Here is a 25,657-nt window from a genome sequence, read left to right on the forward strand (position 1 = left end):
CCCGCGGAGACCATCCGGGCCAGACGCAGCACCCCGGCCCCCGGGACGGGATGGTCCGTCAGCGCCTCCGGGTCTTCGAAGGCCTGCAGCAGCAGCTCGGTGCTGGACCGGGTGCCACCGGCCGCACGCTCCTCCTGCAGCAGGCGTTGTCTCAGCTGCCGCAGGTGCAGGGCCGTCGCCCCGCCATAGCTGCCACCGGCCAGCCACAGCGCCCGGTCCAGGTCCATGACCGAGTCCGGCTCCCCCACCGGTGTGGAGACGGTCCTGAGCAGGGAGAGCAGGGGCGTCACGGCGGGCTCGGTCTTGAGCACGGTGTCCGTGACCGAGCGGTTGACGGGGATGCCCTCGGCCTCGAGGTACCGCCCGAGTTCGGCGACGAGCGGTCCCGAGCGGGCGATGACGGCCATGTTCCCCAGGGGGACCCCGCCTCGGTGGTGCAGGTGCAGCAGCTGTTGAAGCACCAGCAGCTGTTCGTGCGGGGGCGAGGCGACCACGTGGGCCGCGGCCTGCGCCTCCGGGGCGGGCTCCGGGCCGGGTTCCTGCGGAGATGGCAGGAGCTCCCGTCGCAGCGCCAGCGTGCCGGGCAGTGCCGGGACCCGGCGGGCCACTCGTTGCCAGGCCGCCAGCACCCCCCCGCCCATGCGGTGTCCCGTGGTGAGTGTCAGGGTGCGCCCGGGCCGCTGGGCTGTGGCCAGGCACTCCGGGTAGTCGCGGACGAGGTCCGGCCGGGCGCCACGGAAGCCCTGGACCACGGTGTCCGGGCTGGCCGTCGCGAGGACGTCCTGGCCGGTGCCGAGAACGCGGATGAGGCGGTGCACGGCCGGGGTCGCCTCCTGCAGGTCGTCGATCACCAGCACGGGCAGATTCTCCCGTTCGGCGTCCAGCAGCTCGGGGACGTCTTCCAACAGGCGGGATGCCGTGGTGATCAGCCCGGCCGGGTCGAAGGCCTCGCTCATCCCCAGGTCCAGCCGGTCCCGGTAGTCCTGCAGGAGCACCGCGGCCGCCGTCCACTCGGGGCGGCGGTGCTGCTCTCCCAGGTCCTCCAGCTGCCCTGGTTCGATCCCGTACTCGCTGGTGCGGTCGATCAGCTCACGGACCTCCTTGCGGAACCCCCGGGTGGCCACCGCCTCGGAGAGGTCCTCGGGCCAGTCCGGTCCGCCGCGCTCCCCGGTGGCGTAGGACTCCAGCAGTTCCGCGATCACCGTGTCCTGCTCCGCGCCGGAGAGCAACCGCGGTGTCCGTTCGACCGTCGGCAGGAACCCGGCCGTCCGGGCGCGGCGGATGAGGTCGAAGGCATACGCCGCCCACGTCCGCACCGGCGTGGCGGCACGGGTGCCCCGGCCGGCCTGGTCCAGGCGCACGGACAAGGCGTCCCTCAACCGGGCGGAGGCCTGACGGGTCGGGGCCAACACCAGCAGCCGGGAGGGGTCCAGCCCGGCCTCGATGCGCCTCGCCGCGTACTCCACCGCGAGGGTGCTCCGTCCGGTGCCGGGCCCACCCAACACGAGGACGGCGCCGTGCCCCGGAACCAGATCCAGCACCCTCTGTTGATCGGCATCCGGGGCGAACGACTCGGCCTGGACCTGTTTCGGTGCTGTCAAGCGGAGGCCGTCATGCTGCGCTTCGGGGGACATGCCTTCATTCAACCAGCCGCCCCGGACAACTTAATCAACCACACTGGGCAAGCCCGCTCGTGACCCCACACCCCACTGGCGGACTCACTGACGAACTCACTGATCTAACTCACTGATGCACCGACTGAGTCAGCCCAGCCGGGCCTTCAGTTCGGCGAGCACCGCCCACGCGGATTCGTCCGGCACCCAGAGTGCCCGGGCCAGGTCAACGCGCGGGTGCGGGCCGGCGTCGGGAGCGCCGGACGGGCCGGCGTCGGGAGCGCCGGACGGGCCGGAAGGGCCGGAAGGGCCGGAAGGGCGAAGTGTCCCTGAAGATGATGCTGCCCGTGACCCGGCGCCCTGTCCCTTCAGCGGTGTGCGCTCCGCGACGTAGTGCGGCGCGGCCCGCGCGGACAACGACGCCGGCAGGGAACCGTCGGCGCGCACGATCCGCCACCAACAGGTCCCGTCGGGCGCCTGGGACATCGCTCGTCCGGCCTGACGGGGCCCGCCGGCATCCAGGAGTCCGGCCAGGTGCCCATAGCTCACGGCATGGCCCGGCGGGACGAGTTGGGCGGCCAGGATCAGCGCCTCGGAGAGCTCATACGGTCCGGGGGGAAGATCGGGAAAGGTGCCCACGGGTGTCCATTCTGCCGGACCTGTCCACAGCGGGCCGCGTTGCGGGTGTAGGGCGTCCGTGCCACGCGGTACCGTGAGGGCGTGAGCGACGTAACAGCATCCTCCCCCACTGGTGTGCCTGCCCCTGGCGCGGTCTCGGACCCCACCGCCCAGGCGGCCCAGGCGGCCGTCGCGGTGGTGCCCTGGCACCAGGCGATCCGTGTGGGCTTCGACCTGGAGACCACGGGCCGGGACCCCAACGAGGCCCTCATCGTGACCGCCTCCCTCGTGGTGGTGGACCCGCACGGCAGCCTCGCCGCCAGCTACGAGTGGTTGGTGGACCCGGGCGTGCCGATTCCGGAGGAGGCCGCCGCCGTCCATGGGGTGAGCACCGAGAGGGCGCAAGCCGAGGGCATGCCCGCGGACCAGGCCATCGTGGAGATCGGTGACACCCTGCGGGACTTCTTCGACGCCGGGATCCCCGTCATCGCGTTCAACGCCTGCTATGACTTCACCGTCATGGACCGTGAGCTCGCCCGCCGTGGCCTGGAGCCGCTGCAGAACCAGTGGATCATCGACCCGTTCGTGATCGACAAGCAGGTGGACCGCTACCGCAAGGGCAAGCGCACCCTGACCGATGTCTGTGCGCACTACGGCGTGACCCTGCTGGAGGCGCACACCTCCGCGGCGGACTCACTGGCGGCCGTCGGCGTGGCGGACGGCCTGGCGGTCAAATACGCGGACCTGCGGGTCGGGCTGGATGAGCTCCACTCGCTGCAGGTGCGCTGGAAGGCCGAGCAGGCCGCCAGCTTCCAGGACTACCTGCGCCGCAAGGACCCGGCCGCCGTGATCAACGGCGACTGGCCCGTGCAGCTGCGGTAGCCCCCGCACGCCCTCGGCCTCGCCTCGGGCCGTGCCCAGGAGGTCGGCGTGCCTTAAGAGGCCGGAGCGGTCGCGGCGGCGGCAGCCCGGGCCGCGTGCGGCAGAGCGGCGGCGATCCGCTCCATGGCGGCGTCGTCGTGCGCGGAGGAGACGAACCAGGCCTCGAAGACGCTCGGTGGCAGGTAGACCCCGTGCTCCAGCATGGCGTGGAAGAACGGGGCGTAGCGGTACGTCTCCTGTGCCTGGGCGTCGGCATAGTTGTGGACGCCGTTCGCGGAGGTGCCGAAGGCCGCTGAGAACAAGGTCCCGGCCCGCTGGATCGAGTGGTCCACTCCGGCCTCGGTCAGGGCCCCGACGAGCAGCTCCTCGAGTTGCTGCGAGCGCCGGGACAGGGTGGCGTAGACATCTGGCGTGGCGTTCTGCAACGTGGCCAGGCCGGCAGCCATGGCCACCGGGTTCCCGGAGAGGGTGCCCGCCTGGTAGACGGGTCCCAGGGGTGCCAGCAGATCCATGACCTCGGACCGGCCGGCCACGGCCGCGGTCGGCATGCCGCCGCCGATGACCTTGCCGAAGGTCCACAGATCTGGGGTCCACCCCTCGGCCTTCCCGGACAGTCCCCAGTAGCCGGTCTCCGAGGCGCGGAAGCCCGTGAGCACCTCGTCCCAGATCAGCAGGGCCCCATGGCGTTCGGTGAGATCGCGGAGGAACTGGTTGAACCCCGCCTCCGGGGTGACCACGCCCATGTTGCAGGGGGCGGCCTCGGTGATGACGGCGGCGATCTCCCGCCCGCGGGCCGTGAAGGTCTCCTCCAGCGCGGCGCGGTCGTTGTAGGGCAGCACCAGGGTCTCCGCGGCCTGGGCCTTGGTCACGCCGGCGGACCCGGGCAGGGATTGGGTGGCGACCCCGGATCCTGCGGCGGCAAGCAGCCCGTCCGAGTGGCCGTGGTAGCAGCCGGCGAACTTCACCACGAGGTTGCGACCGGTGGCACCGCGGGCCAGACGGATGGCGGTCATGGTGGCCTCGGTGCCGGTGGAGACCATGCGGACGCGGTCCACGGGGACCCGGCCGGCGATCAGCTCGGCCAGCCTCAGCTCGTCCGGGGTGGAGGTGCCGAAGGACAGGCCGGCATCCACGGCCCGGTGCACGGCGCCCACGACGGCGGGGTGGTTGTGCCCCAGCAGCATGGGGCCCCAGGAGCACACCAGGTCCACGTACTCGCGGCCCTCGGCGTCGGTCATGTAGGGGCCGGAGGCCTTCACCATGGACACCGGGGCGCCGCCGACCGAGCCGAAGGCGCGGACCGGTGAGTTCACGCCGCCGGGGATGACGGCACGGGCGGCGTCGTAGAGCGCGGCATTGGTGGTGGGGTCGGTGTTGGCCGGGTTTGAGGTTTCGGTCATCAGAGGCGTCCTTCCTTGATCCAGCGGGCCAGCTCGGTGGCCCAGTACGTCAGCACGGTGTCGGCCCCGGCCCGGCGGATGGACAGCACGGACTCCATCACGGCGGCGTCGCGGTCGATCCAGCCATGGGCCGCGGCGGCCTCGATCATCGCGTACTCCCCGGAGATCTGGTAGGCGGAGACGGGGACATCAGAGGCTTCGGCCACGTCCCGCAGGATGTCCAGGTAGCTCATGGCGGGCTTGACCATGACCATGTCCGCACCTTCGTCCAGGTCCAGGGAGACCTCGAGCAGCGCCTCGCGGCGGTTGGCGGGATCCATCTGGTAGGTCTTGCGGTCACCCGTGAGCTGGGAGTCGACGGCCTCACGGAAGGGGCCGTAGAACGCCGAGGAGTATTTCGCGGCGTAGGCGAGGATCCCGGTGTCCTGGTGGCCGGCGTCGTCCAGTTCCTGCCGGATGACGGCCACCTGGCCGTCCATCATCCCGGAGGGGCCCACCAGGTCGGCACCGACCTCGGCCTGGGCCACGCCCATCCGGCCATAGATCTCCAGGGTGGCGTCGTTGTCCACGGCCCCGCCCTCGGTCAGGACGCCGCAGTGGCCGTGATCGGTGAACTCGTCCAGGCAGAGGTCGGACATGACGACCATGGAGTCGCCCACCTCTTCTTTGACCGCACGGATGCCGTCATTGAGCACCCCGTTCGGGTCCAGTGCGGCCGATCCGGTGGCGTCGCGGGTCTCGGGGATGCCGAAGAGCATGATGCCTCCCACGCCCAGCCCGGCGGCCTCGGCGGCCGCGGCCTTCAGGGTGTCCCGGGTGTGCTGGACGACTCCCGGCATGGACTGCAGCGCCACCGGCTCGGTGATGCCCTCTCGCACGAAGACCGGCAGGATGAGATCGGCCGGGTGAATCCGGGTCTCGGACACGAGCCGGCGCATCGCGGCGGACTGGCGCAGGCGACGCGGGCGGTGGGTGGGAAAGGACATGGGTACCTCGGTGACTTCTCTGCAGTGTTTCGGCGGTCGGTTCGGCAAACGGTGCCGTCCCAGTCTACTGAGCTAGCTCAACACGTCCTTCGTGGTGAAACGGCCGTAGGCGAGCGCCCCGAACACGGCCACGTAGCCGGCCTGCAGCAGCGCGTTCTCCCGGAACGAGTCCCAGACGAGCGGCGCGCGCAGCAGGTCCGCGAAGCCCATCCAGTGATGGGTGAACAGCCAGGGGTGCAGCCACGCCAGCTGGGGCAGGGCACCGAGGATCTGCGCCACGATGGTCAGCACCACGGCAGCGGCCATCGCCCCGACGGGCACGTCCGTCAGCGTGGAGACGAAGAGGGCGATCGCGCCAAGGCCGCTCAGGGAGACGGTCGCGTAGAGCACCATCAGCCCGATCCGACCGAGCGTCTCCGCCGACGTGATGGTCATCCCCGACGGCAGTACCAGCGGTCCGGTCCCGAACAACGCCAGCCCGGTGAGCACGCCGACGGCGGCCACCACCAGCGCCGCGGCCAGGCAGAAGACGAGCGCCACCGCGTACTTCACAGCCAACAGCCCGGCCCGCCGGACGGGGGCCACCAGGAGGTACCGGAGGGTGCCGTGGGCGGCCTCCCCCGCGATCGAGTCCCCCGCCACGACGGCGACGGTCAAGGGGAGGAAGAAGGGCGTGCAGACAAAGACCGCGGCCACCGCCAGGAACAGGCCGCTCGCGGTCACCTGGTCCAGGAAGGCCGGGCCCCGGCCCTGCGGTGGCCCGGACGTCACCCGCACCGCCACCCCCATGAGCACGGGCACCGCGGCCAGTGCGGCCAGCAGCGTCCAGGTGCGCCGGCGCCGGAAGAGCAGCCCCAGTTCGGAGAGCAGCAGAGCCGTCCCGGTGCGGGCGGGTCGGACCCGGCTCTCGGAGTCACTGCTCAACGTCGAACCCCTCCCCCGTCAGCTCCACGAACCGGTCCTCCAGGCTGGCGTGCTCCACCTCGACGCCGCGCACCCCGACTCCGGCGGTCACCAGGGCGGCGACGATCCGCTCGGGCTCCGGCGCGTCCTCGCCCAGCGGGGCGCGCAGTGTCCCGGCGCCCGCTGCGGGCACGCTCTCCTCGACCGGCGCCAGGCCCAGGCCGCGCAGGACGTCCCCGGCGAGCAGGACCTCCCGGGTGCGGACGAGGATCCGGCGGGGGCCGTCGTCGAACAGGGAGGTCAACGTCCCCTGGGCCAGCAGGCGGCCACGGCCCACCACGGCCGCATGGGTGCAGACCTGTTCGATCTCACTGAGCAGATGGCTCGACACGAAGACCGTGGCCCCCTCCTCAGCCAGCGAGCCGATGAGGTGGCGGACCTCCCGGGTGCCCTGCGGGTCCAGGCCGTTGGTCGGCTCATCCAGGATCAGCAGCTCGCGCTCGGAGGCCAGCGCGTTGGCCAGCCCGCGGCGCTGCTTCATGCCCAGCGAGTAGGCGTGCACCGCCAGCTTCGCGGCCTGGCCGAGTCCCACGCGTTCCAGGGCCCGCGCCACGCGTCGTCTGCGGGTGGCGGGATCGGTCGCACGGTTCGCGGCGTCGAGTCGCAACAGGTTCGCCGCCCCGGACAGATAGGGGTAGAACGCCGGGCCCTCCACCAAAGCCCCGACGCGCGGCAGGACCTCGAGCGCGGCCGAGGGCATGGGCCGTCCCAGCAGGCTCAGAGTCCCGCCGCTCGGGGCGGCCAGGCCGAGCAGCATGCGGATCGTGGTGGTCTTGCCGGAGCCGTTGGGCCCCAGGAAGCCGAACACGGAGCCGCGGGGGACCACGAGGTCCAGTCCGTCCACGGCCAGTCGGGCGCCGAACCGTTTGCTCAGGCCCCGGGTGCGGATGGCCGGTTCCACCTCGCCGCCGTCGTCCGGCGGCGCCTTCACGGTGCCCTCACCCGGCGTCGGCCACGTCGAGCAGCCGCTCGAGCGGAACCGGACCGGCCAGAACCCGGCCGTCGTCGGCCACCAGGACGGTGGCCAGCGGTGTGCTCAGGACCCGGCCCGCCGCGGTGTCCGTGGCGTACTGGTCCAGGAACGGAGAGCTCGCCAGGTCCTCGGGCACCTTCTCGGCGGGGATCACGGCGACGGCGTCCCAACCGGACCCGAGCACGGCGTCACCGCCGGCCGGAGGCCCGCCGGCACCCTGCGGACCGGACCGGTGAGCATCAGGCCACATACCGCCGTCGGGACGGACTGTCTGAACCTCGACGCCCTCGGGTGGCGCGAACTCGAACAGACCGGCGTCCGGTGTCTCGGTCGAATAGCTCGTGTACTCGACGTTGATGGCCGGGTCCTCCTGGCCCGCGGCCCGGACACGGACGCTCAACGGCGCACCGGTGGCGGCGTCGACGGCGAGGGTGACGTCTTCGACGAGCGTGTCCGGAGTGCGCGGGTCGAGCCGCAGCGTGTAGGCGTCCCGGCCGGCGACCCGGGTGTCCTCGCCAACGGTGACCTGCGTCGTGGGATCGAGCCCCGCCAGTGCCTTCTCGGCCAGCCCCTCCGGGGTCATATCGCCTACCCCGCCACCCGGCATGCCGGGACCCGCACCGTCGGATCCCTCCGGCACGATGATCTGCGTGGCCTTGCCCTCCGTCGAGTCGTAGGCCCAGGTCTCCTGCCCGTTGCGCACCACATTGCGCTCGTCCGTGCCGTCGAAGACCTGCACCCGGACCCGGTCGGCACCGTCCGCGAAAACGCGCGCCTCGTGGGTTCCGGAGAGCAGCGAGAAGGCCTCGGCGAGGCCGTCCGGCACCGCTCCAGCGGCATTCGCCCCCTCCGGCCCGCCCTGCTCCGGGCCCTGCCGCGTCGGCAGTTGCGGCAGGCCCAGCGCGAAGCTGGCCTCGACGGTGCCGGAGAAGGAGGTGTCGTGGTGACCCGCCGCCATCGCCAGGACCTCCCCGGCCGTCCGGTCCGGCAGGTCCGCCTCGGCGGTGGCCGTCAGGCCCCCGCCCAGCGCGATCACGCCCACGATCACCGGCACCGCCACGGCCGGGACCCACTTGTTGCGCTGCTGGGATGTCACGGAAAGCCCACCTTCGAGGATTCGTCTTCCCCGTCTACGCTACGCCGGTCCTGACACCCGTGGCGAGGGGCCCGGGCCTCAGGACCGGGGCTTCTCCTGCTGCGGGCGGTCACTCCGCCGGGGCGGACCCACTACCGTTCGTGTCCCGGCGCCACGGGCAGCGGACCCAGCCCGGTACGGTGACACCATGACCGAAGTCTCGAGCGCCACCACCCGCATCGCCGTGCTGATCGACTGCGACAACGTCTCCCCCACCCATGCAGGCGCGGTGCTGGAGGAGCTCGCCACCTACGGCACCCCGACCATCAAGCGAGCGTACGGGGACTGGACCACCAACCAGCTCAGCGGCTGGAAGAACGAACTGAACCGGCTGGCCATCCAACCGACCCAGCAGTTCTCCTACACCGTGGGCAAGAACTCCACCGACTCGGCCCTCATCATCGACGCCATGGACCTGCTCTGGATGGGCAACGTCGAGGCGTTCGCGATCGTCTCCTCTGACTCCGACTTCACCCGGCTGGCCACCCGGCTGCGCGAATCCGGCAAGCGCGTCATCGGTCTCGGCGAGCGCAAGACCCCGGAGTCCCTGCGCAACGCGGTGGACCAGTTCATCTACCTGGAGCTGCTCGGCGGCGCACCGGAGGAGGACACCGCTCCATCCCGGCGGGCCACTCGCCGGGGCCGCCGGGGCGCTGCCGCGAACGACAACGACACCGATGCCGCCGATGGAACGGCCGACGTACCTGTCGTCGTCGACACACCCCACGCTCCTGATGCACTGGACGAGGAACGCCCGCGGATCAACCTGGAGAGCGCCCTGGCCAAGGCCCTCAACGCCACCAGCGGAGACGATGGTTGGGCCTCCCTGAGCCGCGTCGGCCAGCACCTGAGCCGCACCCACGTGGACTTCGACCCCCGTGACTTCGGGCACCAGAAGCTGAGCACCCTGGTCTCCGAACAGCCCTACCTGGAACACCGCACGGCCGATTCCCGCATGCAGGTCCGCCTCAAGCAGGGTAGGAACCGGATGTAACCGTCCCGGGCCGGCTACCCGCCGGTACTTTCGGGATACCCTGATCGGCATGCCTGTATCCCCCGTCACACCCCGGCCCGGTGCCGGCCACCGCCTGGCCGAGCTGATCCGCCTCCGCACCGTCTCCGCCCTGCACGGCGAGCCGGAGCAGCCCGCCGTCGCCGCGGATTTCGGGGCCTTCCCGGAGCTCCTGGCCCGGCTCTATCCTCTCGCCCACGAGCGGCTGGATCACGAGATCGTGGATTCCACCGGTCTGCTGTTCCGCTGGCGGGGTGCCCGGACCACGGACCCCCTGGTCCTCATGGCCCACTGGGACGTCGTCCCGGCGCCCGAGGACCAGGCCGCGTGGACGGCCGCCGGCTGGGACACGGACCCGTTCGCCGGGACGGAGCACGTCCTGTCCGGCGAACCGGCGGTGACGGGCCGCGGCGCCCTCGATGACAAAGGCCCGCTCGTGGCCGTCCTGGAGGCGGTGGAGAACCTCCTGGCCTCAGGATTCACCCCGGAACATGACGTCTGGCTGGTCTTCGGCGGTGACGAGGAGGTCGGCGGACGCAACGCGGCGGCCATCTCAGAGCTGCTCCGCGAGCGCCTCCGGGCGGAGCAGGGCCGGGACGCCGAACCATGGCTGGTTCTCGACGAGGGCGGCGCGGTGGTCCCCGCCCCCCTGTCCTTCGTCCAGGGCACCTGTGCCATGGTGGGTCTCGCCGAGAAGGGCCAGGCTCAGGTGCGGCTCACCGTCTCCGGAGCCGGCGGCCACGCCTCCTCCCCACCCCCCGGATCTCCCATCCCGCGCTTGGCCCGCGCCCTGCGCCGCCTGGAGCGGCGGCCCTTCACGGCCCGGCTGAACGGCACGACGTCGGCCATGCTCGGAGCGCTCGCCCCTCTGGCCTCCGGGGCGGCGGGGCGCGCCCTGCCGTGGGCCCTCCGTTCGGGGACCGTGGCGGCCCGGGCCCTGGGGGCGATGGGCGGCGAGGCGGCCGCCATGGTCCGCACCACCGTGGCCCAGACCAGGCTGGAGGCCGGGACGGCGAACAACGTGCTGCCCTCCACGGCCAGCGCCACCCTGGATTGCCGGATCGTGCCCGGGGAGACCGTGGCCGGGGTCCTGGACGGCATCGACCATCGCATCGCCGACCCCGAGGTGAAGGTCGAGCTCCTCCACGGCCACGGCCCCTCCGACGAATCCCCCGCGGAGGGTGACCGGTTCGCGGCCCTGGGGGCCGCCGTCGGGACCTCGTGGCCGGGCGCGACGACCGTGCCCTACCTGTTGATGGCCGCCACCGACTCCCGGCACTTCCACGCCTGGTGCCGCCACGTCTACCGGTTCGCCCCGCTCTGGATGGATGACGATCAACGGGCCTCCATCCACGGGGAGAACGAGTGGGTGTCCGTGGCCTCGCTGGAGCGGGGTGAGCGCTTCCACCGCGATCTCATCACCGGCCGAGGCGGCCGCTTCCCTGACTCCGCCGTGACGGCACCCGGCGGCCAGGGGTGACGGCGGTCCTCGGGCGGCGCCGGCAGGGTGGTGCGCTGCTTTTCGGCGGGCTGGCTTCCATCGTCGGATTCCTCGCTTTCGTCGAATTCACCTCCGGGGTGCTGCAGGGCTACTACACGCCCCTGTTGACGGACATCGCCCGGCATCTGGAGGTCAATGACGCGGACGTCAACTGGCTGGAGGGCTCCCAGCTGATGCTGTCCGCCCTCGTGGTGCCGATGCTTTCCAAGCTCGGAGACCAGGTGGGACACCGGAAGGTGCTGATCTGGTCCACCGCCGTGACCCTGGCCGCGTCGATCGCCCTCGTGGTGGCCCCCGTGTTCTGGGTGTTCCTGGTCGCGTGGGCCTTCCAGGGGTTCTATGTGGTGTGGCTGCCGTTGGAGATCGCCCTGATCTACGTCCGGACGGCGGCGCGAGAGGACGCCCCTGCGGCAGGACCGGGGCCGGCGGTGTTGACGCGGCGGGCCGCCGCCCTGCTGGTCGGCGCCCTGGAGGTCGGGGCCATCGCGGGGGCGCTGGCCGCCGGCGCCCTGGTGGACACCATGGACGTCCAGGCCGTGCTGGCCGTCCCGGCCATTGTGGTGGGACTGTGCCTGGTGGCCATCATCCTCGGGGTCGAGGAGACGCCCGGAGCCTCACTGGCCAACTTCCGACGCCGGGATTTCGACATGACCGGGCTGTTCTGGGTCACGGTGGCCCTCGTGCTGATCATGGGGTCGCTGTTCGTGCTGCGGGGTGCCGGCCTCGCACCGGACCGTCCCGGGTTCTGGCTCTCGGTGCTGATGCTGGCGGCCGGCGCCCTCGCACTGGTGCGGTTCATCCGGGTCGAGCGGGAACATCCCGATCCTCTGATCGACATCCGCATGTTCACCGACCCCGCCCTGTGGCCGGTCTTCGCCACCGCGGGCCTGTTCGGGGTCTCGGTCCTCGGCGCCCAGGCACCGCTGTCCACCTTCGCCCGGACCGACCCCGAGATCTACGGCTACGGGCTGGGGACCACCGGCTTCCAGACCTCCCTCATCATCGGCACCTACCTCGTCGCCATGGTGGCCGGGGCCAGCCTGCTGCCGGTGGCCTCGCGGTGGACGAGCCCGCGGATGGCCCTGTTGTTCGCGACCCTGTGCGTGGCGGTCGGCTTCGGCCTGTTCCTGCCGTTCCATGACCAGATTGGCCACGTGGTAACGAACATGGTGGTGGTGGGACTCGGTTCCGGCGCCCTGGTGGCCTCGCTGCCGGCGGCGGCCGCCGCGGCCGCCCCGCGGGAGCAGACCGGTGTGGCCACGGGACTGACCAACTCGGTCAAGACCGTGGGCGGCGCGGTGGCCTCCTGCATCTTCGGGTTGGCACTGGCCACCACCGCCGCGGCGGGGATTCCGGGCCCGGAGGCCCTTCCGGAGATCACGGGACCTCCCGACGTCGGCACGGCCGGTTCGTTCTCCGGCTACCTCACCGTGTGGATCGTCTGCTCGGCCACCGCCTTCGCGGCAGCGGTCCTGCTGCTGTTCGTCCCGAAGAAGGCGTTCCAGTAGGCACAGACCCTGGCGGAGCGGACGGTGGCGGGTCCGGAGAGACCCGGGTGCTAGACGCGGTGACCGAGGCCCAACACGGCCAGCACTCCGAGGGCGTCCGGGCTCGGTGCGGTGGCGGCCAGGTGCAGGGACTCCGCAGCGGCCGCCCGGGCCGTGGGCTGGCCGAGGGCGATGAAGCGGGTTCCGGCCGGGACGGCGGTGCCGCGGCGGCGGACCAGCTCCCGCACCGCGCTCGGACTCGTCAGCACCACATCGGCTCCGGTGAGGTCGTCCACGGACACGGTCTCCGCGCTCTCCGCCTCTGGCGGCAGTCCCCCCAGCAGCCGCCGCTCCGTGGCCGCCGGGTGCGGCACGGTGCGGTAGGCCTGCACGTGGTGGACCTCCCAGCCGCGTTCGGTCAGCCCCTCGGCCACCTCGTCGGTGGCGAGGGCCGACTGCGGCAACAGCACGACTCGGCTGGGGGTGTCACCCGGTGGCGGGAACTGCGCGAGGATCCCGGCGGCGGAGGCGTCGCCCTCTGGCATCCAGGGGATCTCGGTGCACCCTGCCTCCGCGAGCACGCGGGCGGTCCCGGGGCCGGTGACGGCCACCCGGAGGCCGGCGGCCAGCCGGCCGTCCCAGCCGGCGCGGACCAGGGCGCGCACGGTGTTCGGGCTGGTCAGGACCAACCAGGCCAGTGCCGGGGTCACGCCCGCGGTGCCGTCGAGGCCTGCCGGGTCGCCGCCGTCGTTCCCCGCATCGGGTTCCACGCGCCGGACGGCGGCACGGAGCCCGGCCAGGTCCGCCGGCAGTTCGAAGTCTGTCAACGGCAGGAAGGCCAGGCGGTAGCCGGCTGCAGCCAGCCCGGCCTCCACGGCGCCGGCCTGCACGGGCTGCCGGGTCAGCACGACGGTGCGGGACGCCGCGGGGGCCATCAACGCACCCCCGTCCCGACACACCCCGTATCCAGGTCGCACGAATTGGCCCAGATCCGGTCGAACGGCGCCAATTCCTGCGACTCAGATGCCAGGACCGGGGTCATGGTGCGGGCAGCAGGTCGGCGCCGCCGGCCAGCATGGCCTCCGCCACGTCGATGCCGAGCTGGCGCGCGAGTCCGAGCGCCTCGGAGTCGGCGGAGCCGTCCTCCCGGCGGACTCGGACGGCCGGCAGGTCCACGGACGCGTGCTCACGCAGCAGGCGGCTGCCGTCGGTCGCGGCCACCACGGCGTCCATCACCAGTCGGGCCGGGTCCTTCTCCACGTGGGCCAGGGCACCGATCGGTGCCGAACAGCCGGCCTCGAGCCGCTCCAGCAGGGCCCGCTCGGCGGTGACCTGCAACCGGGTCACGGCGTCGTCATACCCGGCCAGGGCCTGCGCCACCGGATGGGTGGAACCGGCGCCGGTCACCGCCGTCTCCGGGCGGCACTCCACGGCCAGGGCGCCCTGCCCCGGGGCCGGCATCATGACGGTCGGAGCGAGGCGTTCGGTGATGGCCCAGTCGAAGCCGATCCGGTCGAGTCCGGCACAGGCCAGGATCACGGCGTCCAGGTCGCCGCGCGGGGAGCCGGCGGCGGCGGGGGCATGATCATCGTGCTGTTCCAGGCCCGGAACCCGTGCGAGGCGGGTCTGCACATTGCCGCGGATGTCCACCACGTCCAGGTCCGGGCGCACGGCCTTGAGCTGGGCGACCCGCCGGGGCGAGCCGGTGCCCACCTTCGCCCCCTGCGGCAACTCGGACAGCCGCAGGCCGTCCCGGGCGCACAGGGCGTCACGGACGTCCACCCGTTTTGGGATGGACGCGATGACCAGGCCCTCCGGCTGGACGGAGGGCAGGTCCTTGAGGGAGTGCACCGCGAGGTCGACCCTCGCATCCAGCACCGCGGCGCGCAGGGCCGAGGCGAAGACCCCGGTGCCGCCGAGTGAGGCCAGGGAGCCCGTGGTCACGTCCCCCTCGGTCCGGATGATCTCCAGTTCGGCGTCCAGCCCGGACAGGCCGGCCAGGGCCTCCGCCACGGTGGTCGTCTGGGTGCGGGCCAGGCGGGAACCGCGGGTGCCGATCGTGAAGGTACCGCTCATCGGGTCGGAACACCCACCTCGGAATCGACGGCCGCCACGGTGGGGCGGACCGTGCCGTCCCGCATGACCTTGACGCAGCAGTTCGGCGCGCAGACGTCTCTCCAGGCGCCGAAGCAGCCCACGGCGGCCCGGCCCTCACGCCGGCCCAGGCGCTCCTCGACGATGTCGACGAGGCCGGAGACGAAGGCTGGATGTGTCCCGGGGGTCGGGGTGCGTCGGAAGGCCAGGCCGAGGTTCTCGGCGGTCTCCTTGGCCTCCGTGTCCAGGTCCCACACCACTTCCATGTGGTCGGACACGAAGCCCAGCGGCACCACGAGCACCCCGGCGAGCGGGCCGGCGTCAGCCCCTTCACCGTGGTTCTCGCGTTCGCCCTCACTGGCATGAGCGGCCGCCAGCTGCTCGATCGCATCGTTGATGTCCGGCTCGAGCCACGGCACGTGCGGGGCACCGGAGCGGGACTGGTAGACCAGTGACCAGTCGATCCCGGTGGCCTCGGGGACGCGCCGCAGGATCTCCTCGGCCACGTCCAGGTGCTGGGCCGAGTAGACGTCGGCGCCATTGCCCTCGCCCGGCGCCAGCCCGGTCTTCTCCCGCAGCTCCGCAGCCACCGGGCGGGGCCCGGCGGCCTCGGCATCCGAGGTCGGGATCGAGTGCGTGGCGAAGAAGATGTGCAGCCGGCCGTCCGCCCGGCCAGCGGCCGCCAGCTCGGCGCGGATCTCGGCCAGCCCCGTGCTCAGCCCCTCGGCGAAGGGGGCCACGAATCCGGGGTGGTTGAAGTACTGGCGGATCTTGTCCGCCTCGAGCTTGCCCTCCAGGCCCGTGGACCGCAGGGCCATGCCCAAGTCCTCGCGGTACTGACGGCAGGAGGAATAGCAGGAGTACGCCGAGGTGGCCACGGTCAGCATCTTCCGGTGCCCGTCGGCGTAGATCCGCTCGAGGGTCTGGGGGATGTAGGGCTCCCAATTGCGGTTGCCCCAGTAAACCGGCAGGTTGATCCCGCGGGCGGCCAGCTCGGTCTGCAGGGCCTCCAGCAGGGCACGGTTCTGCTCGTTGATGGGGCTGACGCCGCCGTTGGCCCGATAGTGGGTGGCCACCTCCTCGAGGCGTTCGTCGGGGATGCCGCGGCCTGCGGTGACGTTGCGCAGGAACGGGATCACGTCATCCTGTCCCTCGGGTCCGCCGAAGGAGGCCAGCAGGATGGAGTCGTAGTCCTTCGCGGCCATGGTGCCGTCCTCGTCCACCCCGGACAGGGGGTCGAAGGGCTGGTTCCCTGCCGCGTGCTTGGCGGTGCCCGTCATCAGGCCAGGACCTCCGCGATCTCGCTGGTGGTGATGTGGCGGCCCGTGTAGAAGGGCACCTCTTCGCGCACATGCAATCTGGTCTCGTTGTTGCGCAGGTGGCGCATCATGTCCACGAGGTTGTTCAGCTCCGGGGCCTCGAGGCCCAGCAGCCACTCCCAGTCGTTGAGCGCGAAGGCGCTGGTGGTGTTGGCCCACACCATGGGGAACTCGCGGCCCAGCATGCCGTGGTCCTTGAGCATCCGGCCACGCTCGGCCGGCTCCAGCAGGTACCAGTCGTAGGAGCGGACGAAGGGGTAGAAGCACAGCCACTTCAGCGGCTTGCGTCCCATGGCGAAGGCAGGGATATGGTCCTTGGCGAATTCGGCCATCCGGTCCGAGCCCATGGCGGACAGCACGATGGTGGTGCCGGCCAGCAGCTCGGTGCGGCGCAGGGTGCGGATGGCGGCCTGCAGGTCCTCTGCCACATGGCCGTACATCCAGACCATCAGATCGGCGTCGGCGCGCATGCCGGAGACGTCATAGGTGCCGCGGACGGTCACGCCCTTCTCCGCCAGCGCGGCGACGACGGCGTCGAACTGCTCCACGGCCCGCTTCCGCTCGGTCTCGGTGTGGCCGCCACCGTTGCCGGCCGCCTTCCGCGCGAAGACGGTATAGGTGGTGAACCACTCGACCTTCTCCGCATCGCCCGCGCTGTCTACTCCCCGGGCGCCGGCGTCTGCGTCGCCCTGAGGCTGGTTCTCGGTCATCGTCACAACTCCTGTGGTGTCACCTAAAGTCTGGGTTCCGTGCCCACCGCCGGTTTCTACAAGCGGTAGAACGAGCGATCCCAGCCTACCCCTCCCGGCGGCGGGATGCCTCGGCCGGGTTCGGTGCGGCCTGCGGGACCGTCGGCGGGATCATGGCACGATCCGCCGGCGCACGTCGGCCACGATGGCGGCCAGCCCGGTCCCGGCCAGCCACGCCCCGACCGCGTCCAGCCCGGGCTGGTTCCCCAGCCACGTGCGCACCGACCCCACCCTGGCCCGGTGGTCCGGGGTGGCCGCGGGCAGGGCGGACTTCCACCGCACCACGAAGGAGTCGACCAGCCCGGCGGCCACGTCCACCCCGGTGAGGGCGGTGGCATCCGCCGGGGCCCTGCCCAACAGGTCCTCCTCCGGCGTGCGGTACCCCGGAGTGGCCGAACCGGGGGAATCCGTCACCCGGCCGTAGGACAGTCGCAGCACGTGGCGGTGGCCTCCGAGCTCCCGCCGGACCCAGTCCCACTTGGCACTGACATGGGTCAGGGCCTTGGCGCCCACCACGTCCGGGGAGACGGCCGGCGAGACCAGCAGGCCTGTCCCCCGGGGGTTCGCGTCCAGCCCGGGCGCGTCCACCATCAAGGTCACGAGCGCGACGCCGGCTCCCTCGTGCGGCCGGTCCGCGGCGGACAGTGCCCCGTCGGAAGCCGGGGCCAGCAGATCCCAGGCCCGGGGGCCGTCCGTGGCCACGACCACACGGTCCACGGTGACGGCCTCGGTGCCGGCCGCGCCCGCGGCCAACTCCACGGTCCAGCGGTGTTCGGCCGCGCGCGCCAGCGTGACCGCCCGCGTCCCGGTCAGCACGCGGGCCCCCGCCCGGAGCACCTCCTCGGCGAGCGCCGCGGTCAGGGTGTGCAGTCCCCCGCGCAGGGAGGCGACCACGGCCCCCGGCGGGGCAGCGGCACGCCGGGCGGCCACGGCGCGGACCAGTGACCCCTCGGCCACGAGGGCCTCCAGCAGGCCCGGGGCGACGGTGCGCAGGTCCAGGGTGTCCGGGTCCGCGGAGTGCACGCCGGCGACGACGGGCGCGACCAGGCTCTGCAGCACCCCCTCCCCCAGGCGGTCCCGCACCACGGCGCCGACAGTGACCGGGCTCCCCTCCTCGAGGGCCTGGCGCCAGGTTCCCAGTGATGACGGCGCGGGCATCTCGCGGGTGGCAGACATCGCGTCCGCGGAGCCGCGCGCCGGGTCCTCGAGGTCCCGGCGGGCCCGCTCCAGGGCGTCGGCACCGAGCGCCTCAGCGACCTCGGGGGCTTCCAGATCACCCGGGATCCCCAGGATCCCCACGCGCGGTGCAGGCACGGCCCGGTGGTCCTGACCCGGTCCGGACGGCGGCAGGTACAGCCACGATCCGCCTGAGTGGGGCGCGACGACAGAGGTCCCCAGTCCCAGCACCTCCACCAGGTCGCGCACGGCCGGGGTGCGGACGGCGAAGGACTCGGCACCGGCGTCGAGGGTGAGCTCGTGGTTCTCGGGCAACGCCACCGTGCGCGGGGCCACGCACCCGCCGAGGGAATCGCCGGCCTCCACCAAGGTGACCGCGTAGCCCGCGCGCACCAGTTCCCAGGCAGAGAGCAGCCCGGAGACTCCCGCACCGACCACGAGGGCGGTGGGGGTGACTGCAGGCCGGGAGGTCACGGCTGGGGAGGTCACGGCTGGATCGAGTGGATCAGGTCGACTATCCGGGTCAGGACCGCCGGGTCGGTGGTCGGCGGGACGCCGTGGCCGAGGTTGACCACATGCCCGGGGGCCACACGGCCGGCCTCCACGACCTCGCGGACATGGGCTTCGAGCACCTCCCAGGGGGCGGGCAACAGGGCCGGGTCGATGTTGCCCTGCAGCGGGACGGTGCCGCGCCCGTCCGGGCCCGGCGTGGCACCCAGGCGGCGGTGTGCCTCACCGAGCGGCAACCGGTAGTCGACGCCCATGACGGAGGCTCCGGCGTCGCGCATGGCCGGGAGGATCTCGGAGGTGCCGGTGCCGAAGTGCACGAGCGGCACCGGTTGGCCGCCACCGTCCACCAGGTCGCGGACGTGGGAGAAGGCACGGGCCGAGTGCGGCTGAACGTAGTGCTGGTAGTCGGCCAGTGACAGGGATCCCGCCCAGGAGTCGAAGAGCTGGCCGGCGGACGCCCCGGCCTCGATCTGCGCACGGAGGAAGGCGCCGGCGGTGTTGGCGGCCCACGTGGCGAGGGCATTCCAGGTCTCGGGATCCGCGTGCATCATGGTGCGCGGACCGAGGTGGTCGCGGGACGGGCCGCCCTCCACCATGTAGGCGGCAACGGTGAACGGTGCGCCGGCGAAGCCGATCAGTGGAGTGCTGCCCAGCTCGGCCACCGTCAGACGCACGGCCTCCCGGATCGGCTCGAGGGACTCGTCCGTCAGTTCGGGCAGGGCCTCCACATCAGCCGCGGTGCGCACCGCTTGACCGAGCACGGGCCCGGTGCCGGGGACGATGTCCACGTCCACGCCGGCCAGGCGTAGCGGGACGACGATGTCCGAGAAGAAGATGGCGGCATCGACGTCATGCCGGCGGACGGGCTGCAAGGTGATCTCAGAGGCGAGTTCGGGATTCAGGCAGGATTCGAGCATGCCGACGCCCTGGCGCACCTGGCGGTATTCCGGCAGGGATCGGCCGGCCTGCCGCATGAACCACACCGGCGTGCGGGAAGGGGTACCCCCGCGGAAGGCGGTGACCAGGGGCGATCCGACGGTGGATCGGGCCGGATCGGTGGTGGCCAGCGGGTGGTCGGCAGGCAGGGGGGTGCCGGTCAGGGGTTCGGACATGACCGATATTGTCCCATCTTCCTTCTCCAGTGGTGAATCGCGTCGGCGCCGTGGGGATGGCCGTGGTGATGAACACAGGGTGCCCTTCTTAGACCCGCCCGCCCGAAAGGATTAGAATCGGCGCATTGTGGCTTTGTTTTCCCTGGTTGCCTCGCACACCGACCTTGACCTCGACACGGTGGCGCAGCTGAGCAACGGCACCGGCGAGGTCGCCTCTGTCATCCCCGAATCCTCCGTCAGTGGTGCGGTCGTGCTCGCCACCTGCAACCGGGTGGAGATCTACGCCGAGGCCCCGGATGACCGCTCGGTCGAGCAGGCCCGGGCAGAGCTGCTGCAGGCCGTGACCCGCGGCTCCGGCCTGGCTCCGTCCACGGTGGAGTCCTCCTTCAAGGTCTTGACCGGTGACTCCGCCGTGCGCCACCTGTTCGAGGTGGGCTCCGGCCTGAAGTCAGCCGTGGTGGGTGAACGCGAGATCGCCGGGCAGGTACGCCGCGCGCTCGGCACCGCCCAGGAGTCGGGGACCGCGACCGGTGCCCTGGTCAAGCTCTTCGAATCGGCCACCCGCACCGCCAAGGACGTCGGCACGCGGACCGCGCTGGGATCGGCAGGCCGCTCCATCGTCTCCGTGGCACTCGACCTCACGGCAGACCTGCATGCGGGAGTCTCCGACGCCGAGACCCGCGCCTTCTGGGAGCAGGCCAACATCCTGGTGATCGGCACCGGATCCTACGCCGGCACCACCCTGGCCCAGCTGGCTGACCGCGGCGCCGCCCACGTGGGCGTGCACTCCGCCTCCGGCCGCGCGGAGGCCTTCGTGGCCGACCGCGGCGGATGGGCCATGGCTCTCGGCGGGGAGAAGATCCACGGAGCGATCGCCGAGGCGGATGTCCTGATCGGCTGCTCCGGTGGCGATCGGCGGCTGGAGGCAGAGACCCTGCGCCGGCTCCGCGAGGGCGTGCAGACCCGGCTGACCGTCCTGGACCTGGCCCTCAGCCACGACTTCGATCCGGCCATCGCCGACCTGCCCGGCGTGGACCTGATCACCCTGGAATCCGTGAAGATGGCCGCCCCGGAGGGCCAGCAGGAGTCGCTCGTGGAGGCCTCCCGGATGGTGGACGGGGCGGTGGCCGGGTACGTACAGGAACGCAAGTCCCGCAGTGCCAACGAGGCCATCGTGGCCCTGCGCAAGCACACCCAGCGGGTGCTGGAGTCCGAGATGGAGCGGGTCCGCGGCAAGCACGGCTGTACCGCCGCCGCCGAAGAGGTGGAGTTCGCACTGCGCCGCATGGTCCGCCAGATGCTCCACGAGCCCACGGTCCGGGCCAAGGAGATGGCGGCCGAGGGCCGTCTCGAGGAGTACGAGAACGCCCTGAACGTTCTGTTCGGCCTGGAGGTCTCCGCGCCCGTGGCCGAGGCCGGCCCCGAGTCCTGCCCGGCCGACGTCGCACCGGACGTCGCCACCGGAGCAGTGGGCCCGACCTCCGGAACCATGGCGGCGGCCGCCGGAGCAGCCCGCATCGCCTGATGCGGCTACCGGCCGGTAGACTGGCCTGCACCGTCTGCACCTGACGAGTCATTCCAGAAAGGCATCACCGTGAGCACCTCCCCCGTGCGCCAGTCGAGGTTGCCCCGCGAGGAGCGTCGCAAGCAGTTGCTTGATGCCGCCCGTCAGGTCTTCGTCGATCACGGGTTCCACGCGACCTCGATGGACGACATCGCCGTGGCCGCCGCCGTCTCCAAGCCGGTGCTGTACCAGCATTTCCCCGGCAAGCACGAGCTCTTCCTCGATCTCATGGACACCCAGGTCGACCTGCTGGGCTCCGCCATCACCGCCGCACTGGAGTCCACCACGGACAACAAGGCCCGCGTGCAGGCCACGGTCCACGCCTATTTCCAGTTCGTGGACAGCCCGGACCGGGCCTACCGTCTGCTGTTCGACTCCGGGCTGAACAACGACCCGGACGTCGCCCTGCGAATGGAAGGCCTGGACCACCGGTTCGCCGCCGATATCGCCGAGGTCATCACCGCCGACACCATGCTCTCCCGCGCGGAGGCGTTGCTGCTGGGCCACGGCCTGGCCGGACTGGTGAAGTCCTCCGCCCGGCACTGGGCGGGACAGGCCGGCGACAAGGCGCGGCCAGACCTGGAAACGGCGGCCGACCTGGCCTTCCGCCTGGCCTGGCGCGGCATCAGCCGCTTCCCCAAGGAACGCTGACCGGCCGCTGGCGAACGGCTCACAGGCGGACAGGTCACAGGCCGTTACGCCCGTGGCCGAAGTCGGCTCGGCCCCACCGCGCAGCGACCGGTGATCCTCTAGTCTGCTGTCGGACCAGTAATCGCCGGACCACGGAACTCCGTGGGCACCGGCCACCGTGACCAGAAGGAGACAGGCATGGAAATCCGCATTGGTGTTCAGAACGTGGCCCGCGAGGTCGTCATCGAATCGGACGCCACCAACGAGGACGCCGCCCGCCTGGTGTCCGATGCTCTCTCCGATGGTGGCACTCTGCGCCTGAAGGACACCAAGGGCCGCCTGGTCCTGGTTCCCGCAGCCATCATCGGCTACGTCGAGATCGGCACCGAGACTCCGCGTCCGGTCGGATTTGTCCCGACCCCGGGTTCCTGATCTCTGACGCACCCCTCTTCCTGACCCCGGCGCCACGCGCCAGGTCCTGAACGCCCCGCCGCGGGGGCGGACGCCACTCGTGACGTCCGCGCTCACGGCGGGGCGTCTTGCCGTGTGAGGCACCCTCGGCAACACCCCCGCCGACGGATAGGGTGAGCCCGTGGCCCACTACCATCTGGATCTCGCCCGTTCCGCCGCCCAGACCGAGCTGGCCAGCCGCTTGTCCTCCCTCCGGGAGGAATTCGCGCTGCCCGCCGGGTTCCCTCCCGAGGTGCTGGCGGAGGCGGAGCAGGCCGCGGCGGACGCCGTGAACCGCCTACCGGTCCATGACCGGACGGACCTGCCGTTGCTCACCATCGACCCGCCGGGCTCCACGGACCTGGACCAGGCGGTACACCTGCAGCGTGGGCTCGGTAGCCGCACCCATCTCGGCGAACCCGCTGGTCCGGGCAGCTCCGGCAACTCCGGAGACTCCGGAGACTCCGGCAACCAGGATGACGGATTCACCGTCCACTACGCGATTGCCGACGTGCCGGCGTTCATCGCCCCGGGGGGCGCGCTGGACGCCGAGACGATGCGCCGAGGACAGACGGTCTATCTGCCGGACGGGCGGATCCCGCTGCACCCGGAGGTCATCAGTGAGGACACCGGCTCCCTGCTGCCCGGCGTGGACCGCGGCGCGTACCTGTGGACGTTCGGCCTGGACCGGACCGGTGCCGTGGTCTCCACCTCCGTGGAACGTGCCCGGGTGCGGAGCCGGGAACAGCTCACGTACCAGGAGGCACAGCATCGGATCGACGCCGGTGGCGAACCCGGCTCCACGCTCGCTCTGCTCAAGGAGGTCGGACTCCTCCGGACCCGGCTGGAGACCGACCGTGGCGGAGCGAGCCTGCGCCTGCCGGAGCAGGAGATCACGGCCACGGATCACGGCTACCAGGTCCTGACCGCGCCTCCGCTGGACGTGGAGGACTGGAATGCCCAGATCTCCCTGATGACGGGCATCGCCGCGGCGCACATCATGCTCGACGGCGGCGTGGGCATCCTGCGCACCATGCCGCCGGCCGACCCGGATGCGGAGTCGACGTTCCGGGCCCGGACCCGGGCCCTCGGACACCCGTGGCCACTGGACCAGCCGTACGGCGAATACCTGCGGGAACTGGACACCACGCGACCACAGGAGCTGGCCATCATGCACGCGGCCACCTCTTTGTTCCGGGGCGCGGGATACACCGCCTTCGACGGCGACACGCCCGACGTGACCGTCCAGTCCGCGATCGCGTCCCCCTACGCCCACGCCACCGCGCCACTGCGGCGGTTGGTGGACCGGTTCGTCTTAGCCTCCTGCCTGGCCCTGGAGAACGGCGAGGAGGTGCCCCAAAGTGTCCGAGGCCTGCTGCCGAGCCTGCCCGCGGCCATGAAGGGCTCCTCCCTCGTGGCGTCCCGAGCCACCAATGCCGCACTGGACCTGGTCGAGGCGGCATCCCTGCACGGGATGGAAGGCCAGGAGTTCAGCGCCGTGGTCATCTCCGCGCCGAGCTCCGAACAGGCCGAGAAGGCTCGCCGCGAGGGGCGTCAGCCCTGGGGCGAGATCCAGGTGGAACAACCTCCGGTCCTGGCCCGCTTCGAGGGCCAGGCCGAGGCCGGGCAGCGCATCCGGGTGGTGCTCGTCACCGCGGACATGGCCACCCGTACGGTGCTGTTCCGAGTGGCCGGCCAGACTCCCCCGCCTCGTCCCGCGGAGGTCCCGGGTGCGGATCTCGCGCCGGAAGATCACGAGGACACGGTAGACTGGCCCCATCAAGGATGACCGATCGCATTGTTCATCTGCGTTCACCCTCGTGATTTGACTCTCCGGATCCGGCACGCGCCCCTGAAGGGCCAGCCCGAATCCAGGGCCCATCCCCTCGATGCCGGCCTTGCACCTCCCGCGATCGGCTCCACCATGGACGCACGGCGTCCGGCCGATCCGCGCCGCCCCGCAGCTAGCCGAGCTAGCCGGAGCCAGGCGCCGGAGTGCACTGGAACCAGTGCCATCGCGCCGAGCCGCCCTGCCTGAATGACGGGACCGAATTTTCCCCATGACTCCTGAACAGAAGATCTCCGCGGACAACGACATCGACACCGAGGACCTGGCCACCTCCGAGATCGAGACGATCGAGGTCGAGGACTCCATCGACATCGCCGAGGCCAACGAGCCCGTGGCGGAGAAGACCTTCGCGGACTTCAAGGTCCGCGCGGACATGGTCGAGGCCCTCGCCGAGAAGGGCATCACCCACCCCTTCCCCATCCAGGCCATGACCCTGCCGGTCGCCCTGGGCGGGCACGACATCATCGGCCAGGCCAAGACCGGCACGGGCAAGACCCTCGGCTTCGGCCTGCCGGCCCTGCAGCGCGTGGTGGGCCCGGGCGAGCCCGGCTTCGACCGGCTCGACTCCCCCGGCGCCCCGCAGGCCTTGATCGTGGCACCGACCCGAGAGCTGGCCAACCAGGTCGCCCAGGACATCACCACCGCCGCCTCCAAGCGTTCCGTGCGCATCGCCACGATCTATGGCGGTCGTGCCTACGAGCCGCAGATCGAGGAGCTGCAGCGCGGCGTTGAGGTCGTGGTCGGCACCCCCGGCCGCCTCATCGACCTGATGCGCCAGCGTCACCTGAACCTCAAACTCGTGAAGATCGTGGTGCTGGACGAGGCCGACGAGATGCTGGACCTGGGCTTCCTGCCGGATGTGGAGACGCTGCTCTCCGCCGTCCCGGACGTTCGCCAGACCATGCTCTTCTCCGCCACCATGCCCGGCCCCGTGGTCGCCATGGCCCGCCGGTACATGACGCAGCCGACCCACATCCGCGCCGCGGACCCCGACGACGAGGGCATCACCAAGAAGGACATCCGCCAGCTCGTCTACCGCGCCCACCACATGGACAAGGACGAACTCGTCGCCCGCGTCCTGCGCGCCGAGGGCCGGGGGAAGACCATCATCTTCACCCGCACCAAGCGCACCGCCGCGCGGGTCTCGGACGAACTGTCCAAGCGCGGCTTCGCCGCCGGCGCCATCCACGGCGACCTCGGCCAGGGCGCCCGCGAACAGGCCCTGCGTGCCTTCCGCGGGGACAAGGTGGACGTGCTGGTCGCCACCGACGTGGCCGCCCGCGGCATCGACGTGGACGATGTCACCCACGTGATCAACTTCCAGTGCCCCGAGGACGAGAAGACCTACCTTCACCGCGTGGGCCGCACCGGCCGCGCCGGCAACAAGGGCACCGCCGTGACCCTGGTTGACTGGGAGGACATGCCGCGCTGGGGTCTGATCAACAAGGCCCTGGGGCTGGATGTCCCCGAGCCGCCGGAGACCTATTCCTCCTCGAAGCACTTCTTCGAGGACCTGAACATCCCGAAGGGCTCCAAGGGCCGCCTGCCCCGGGACCAGCGCACCAAGCCGGGCCTGGACGGGGAGACGCTCGAGGACCTCGGCGGTCCGGGCGCGACGTCGGACGGCCGAGGCG

General features: G+C 71.7%; 22 protein-coding genes. 9 read left to right on the forward strand and 13 right to left on the reverse strand.

Annotated features, from left to right (window positions below):
- Both RUH65_RS09290 and RUH65_RS09295 read right to left on the reverse strand, forming a co-directional pair.
- Positions 1-1,634 (reverse strand): UvrD-helicase domain-containing protein (locus tag RUH65_RS09290; RefSeq protein WP_313817087.1); only part of this gene is annotated, 1,634 nt, incomplete at its 3' end.
- A gap of 129 nt (positions 1,635-1,763) precedes the next feature.
- On the reverse strand, positions 1,764-2,252 hold the full coding sequence (locus RUH65_RS09295) for an MGMT family protein (protein ID WP_313817089.1): 489 nt from the start codon (positions 2,250-2,252) through the stop codon (positions 1,764-1,766).
- Between the two features lie 177 nt (positions 2,253-2,429).
- Between RUH65_RS09295 and RUH65_RS09300 the strand changes: the two genes are divergently transcribed.
- A complete protein-coding gene (locus tag RUH65_RS09300) occupies positions 2,430-3,113 on the forward strand; it encodes a 3'-5' exonuclease (protein WP_313817111.1) in 684 nt (227 codons plus the stop codon).
- A 53-nt stretch (positions 3,114-3,166) separates the two neighbouring features.
- Here RUH65_RS09300 and hemL read toward each other — a convergent pair whose 3' ends face one another.
- From hemL to RUH65_RS09325, 5 genes are all read right to left on the reverse strand, one after another.
- A complete protein-coding gene (gene hemL, locus RUH65_RS09305; RefSeq protein WP_313817090.1) occupies positions 3,167-4,513 on the reverse strand; it encodes a glutamate-1-semialdehyde 2,1-aminomutase in 1,347 nt (448 codons plus the stop codon).
- A complete protein-coding gene (gene hemB / locus RUH65_RS09310; RefSeq protein ID WP_313817091.1) occupies positions 4,513-5,499 on the reverse strand; it encodes a porphobilinogen synthase in 987 nt (328 codons plus the stop codon). Before hemB ends, hemL begins: the two co-directional genes overlap by 1 nt.
- 72 nt (positions 5,500-5,571) lie before the next feature.
- Positions 5,572-6,423 carry an ABC transporter permease gene (locus RUH65_RS09315; RefSeq protein ID WP_313817092.1) on the reverse strand — a complete coding sequence of 284 codons (852 nt, stop codon included), beginning with the start codon at positions 6,421-6,423 and terminating at the stop codon, positions 5,572-5,574.
- On the reverse strand, positions 6,413-7,393 hold the full coding sequence (locus tag RUH65_RS09320) for an ATP-binding cassette domain-containing protein (protein ID WP_313817093.1): 981 nt from the start codon (positions 7,391-7,393) through the stop codon (positions 6,413-6,415). Before RUH65_RS09320 ends, RUH65_RS09315 begins: the two co-directional genes overlap by 11 nt.
- A 7-nt stretch (positions 7,394-7,400) precedes the next feature.
- Positions 7,401-8,531 carry a DUF2092 domain-containing protein gene (locus RUH65_RS09325; RefSeq protein ID WP_313817094.1) on the reverse strand — a complete coding sequence of 377 codons (1,131 nt, stop codon included), beginning with the start codon at positions 8,529-8,531 and terminating at the stop codon, positions 7,401-7,403.
- Positions 8,532-8,718: 187 nt separating this feature from the next.
- On the opposite strand from RUH65_RS09325, the gene RUH65_RS09330 reads away from it, so the two are divergent.
- The 3 genes from RUH65_RS09330 to RUH65_RS09340 are packed head-to-tail and all read left to right on the forward strand — an operon-like array spanning position 8,719 to position 12,591.
- Complete coding sequence (locus RUH65_RS09330; protein WP_313817095.1) at positions 8,719-9,564, forward strand: NYN domain-containing protein; 846 nt, start codon at positions 8,719-8,721, stop codon at positions 9,562-9,564.
- 49 nt (positions 9,565-9,613) lie between these two features.
- Entirely contained in the window at positions 9,614-11,062 is a 1,449-nt protein-coding gene (locus RUH65_RS09335; protein WP_313817096.1) for a M20/M25/M40 family metallo-hydrolase, read from the forward strand.
- On the forward strand, positions 11,059-12,591 hold the full coding sequence (locus RUH65_RS09340; protein ID WP_313817097.1) for an MFS transporter: 1,533 nt from the start codon (positions 11,059-11,061) through the stop codon (positions 12,589-12,591). Before RUH65_RS09335 ends, RUH65_RS09340 begins: the two co-directional genes overlap by 4 nt.
- Before the next feature lie 50 nt (positions 12,592-12,641).
- Here RUH65_RS09340 and RUH65_RS09345 read toward each other — a convergent pair whose 3' ends face one another.
- From RUH65_RS09345 to hemE, 6 genes are all read right to left on the reverse strand, one after another.
- Positions 12,642-13,505 (reverse strand): uroporphyrinogen-III synthase, encoded by an 864-nt coding sequence (locus tag RUH65_RS09345; protein WP_313817098.1) that lies wholly within the window; start codon positions 13,503-13,505, stop codon positions 12,642-12,644.
- Positions 13,506-13,608: 103 nt separating this feature from the next.
- Complete coding sequence (hemC, locus tag RUH65_RS09350; RefSeq protein WP_313817099.1) at positions 13,609-14,646, reverse strand: hydroxymethylbilane synthase; 1,038 nt, start codon at positions 14,644-14,646, stop codon at positions 13,609-13,611.
- Positions 14,643-15,944, reverse strand: a complete 1,302-nt coding sequence (locus tag RUH65_RS09355) for a ferrochelatase (protein WP_313817100.1) — start codon at positions 15,942-15,944, stop codon at positions 14,643-14,645. The genes hemC and RUH65_RS09355 overlap by 4 nt, the downstream gene beginning before the upstream one ends.
- Positions 15,944-16,693, reverse strand: a complete 750-nt coding sequence (hemQ, locus tag RUH65_RS09360) for a hydrogen peroxide-dependent heme synthase (RefSeq protein WP_313817101.1) — start codon at positions 16,691-16,693, stop codon at positions 15,944-15,946. Before hemQ ends, RUH65_RS09355 begins: the two co-directional genes overlap by 1 nt.
- 150 nt (positions 16,694-16,843) lie before the next feature.
- Positions 16,844-18,397, reverse strand: a complete 1,554-nt coding sequence (locus RUH65_RS09365) for an FAD-dependent oxidoreductase (RefSeq protein WP_313817103.1) — start codon at positions 18,395-18,397, stop codon at positions 16,844-16,846.
- Positions 18,394-19,530 carry a uroporphyrinogen decarboxylase gene (gene hemE / locus RUH65_RS09370; RefSeq protein WP_313817104.1) on the reverse strand — a complete coding sequence of 379 codons (1,137 nt, stop codon included), beginning with the start codon at positions 19,528-19,530 and terminating at the stop codon, positions 18,394-18,396. The genes RUH65_RS09365 and hemE overlap by 4 nt, the downstream gene beginning before the upstream one ends.
- Positions 19,531-19,657: 127 nt before the next feature.
- Between hemE and RUH65_RS09375 the strand changes: the two genes are divergently transcribed.
- The 5 genes from RUH65_RS09375 to RUH65_RS09395 all read left to right on the forward strand — a co-directional run.
- A complete protein-coding gene (locus RUH65_RS09375) occupies positions 19,658-21,055 on the forward strand; it encodes a glutamyl-tRNA reductase (RefSeq protein ID WP_313817105.1) in 1,398 nt (465 codons plus the stop codon).
- Between the two features lie 69 nt (positions 21,056-21,124).
- Positions 21,125-21,745 (forward strand): helix-turn-helix domain-containing protein, encoded by a 621-nt coding sequence (locus RUH65_RS09380; protein ID WP_313817107.1) that lies wholly within the window; start codon positions 21,125-21,127, stop codon positions 21,743-21,745.
- Positions 21,746-21,922: 177 nt separating this feature from the next.
- On the forward strand, positions 21,923-22,156 hold the full coding sequence (locus RUH65_RS09385; protein WP_313817108.1) for a DUF3107 domain-containing protein: 234 nt from the start codon (positions 21,923-21,925) through the stop codon (positions 22,154-22,156).
- 160 nt (positions 22,157-22,316) lie between these two features.
- On the forward strand, positions 22,317-23,963 hold the full coding sequence (locus tag RUH65_RS09390) for an RNB domain-containing ribonuclease (protein ID WP_313817109.1): 1,647 nt from the start codon (positions 22,317-22,319) through the stop codon (positions 23,961-23,963).
- A 271-nt stretch (positions 23,964-24,234) separates the two neighbouring features.
- A partial coding sequence (locus RUH65_RS09395; RefSeq protein WP_313817110.1) for a DEAD/DEAH box helicase occupies positions 24,235-25,657 on the forward strand: 1,423 nt, incomplete at its 3' end.

Origin of the sequence: Citricoccus sp. (assembly GCF_032154715.1) — a bacterium.
Classification (GTDB): Bacteria; Actinomycetota; Actinomycetes; order Actinomycetales; family Micrococcaceae; genus Citricoccus.

Bases quoted from the DNA above. Each gene is read 5' to 3' on its own strand.
- hemL (WP_313817090.1), bottom strand. From the start codon at position 4,513: ATGACCGAAACCTCAAACCCGGCCAACACCGACCCCACCACCAATGCC.
- hemB (WP_313817091.1), bottom strand. From the start codon at position 5,499: ATGTCCTTTCCCACCCACCGCCCGCGTCGCCTGCGCCAGTCCGCCGCG.
- RUH65_RS09330 (WP_313817095.1), top strand. From the start codon at position 8,719: ATGACCGAAGTCTCGAGCGCCACCACCCGCATCGCCGTGCTGATCGAC.
- RUH65_RS09335 (WP_313817096.1), top strand. From the start codon at position 9,614: ATGCCTGTATCCCCCGTCACACCCCGGCCCGGTGCCGGCCACCGCCTG.
- RUH65_RS09345 (WP_313817098.1), bottom strand. From the start codon at position 13,505: ATGGCCCCCGCGGCGTCCCGCACCGTCGTGCTGACCCGGCAGCCCGTG.
- hemC (WP_313817099.1), bottom strand. From the start codon at position 14,646: ATGAGCGGTACCTTCACGATCGGCACCCGCGGTTCCCGCCTGGCCCGC.
- RUH65_RS09355 (WP_313817100.1), bottom strand. From the start codon at position 15,944: ATGACGGGCACCGCCAAGCACGCGGCAGGGAACCAGCCCTTCGACCCC.
- hemQ (WP_313817101.1), bottom strand. From the start codon at position 16,693: ATGACCGAGAACCAGCCTCAGGGCGACGCAGACGCCGGCGCCCGGGGA.
- hemE (WP_313817104.1), bottom strand. From the start codon at position 19,530: ATGTCCGAACCCCTGACCGGCACCCCCCTGCCTGCCGACCACCCGCTG.
- RUH65_RS09385 (WP_313817108.1), top strand. From the start codon at position 21,923: ATGGAAATCCGCATTGGTGTTCAGAACGTGGCCCGCGAGGTCGTCATC.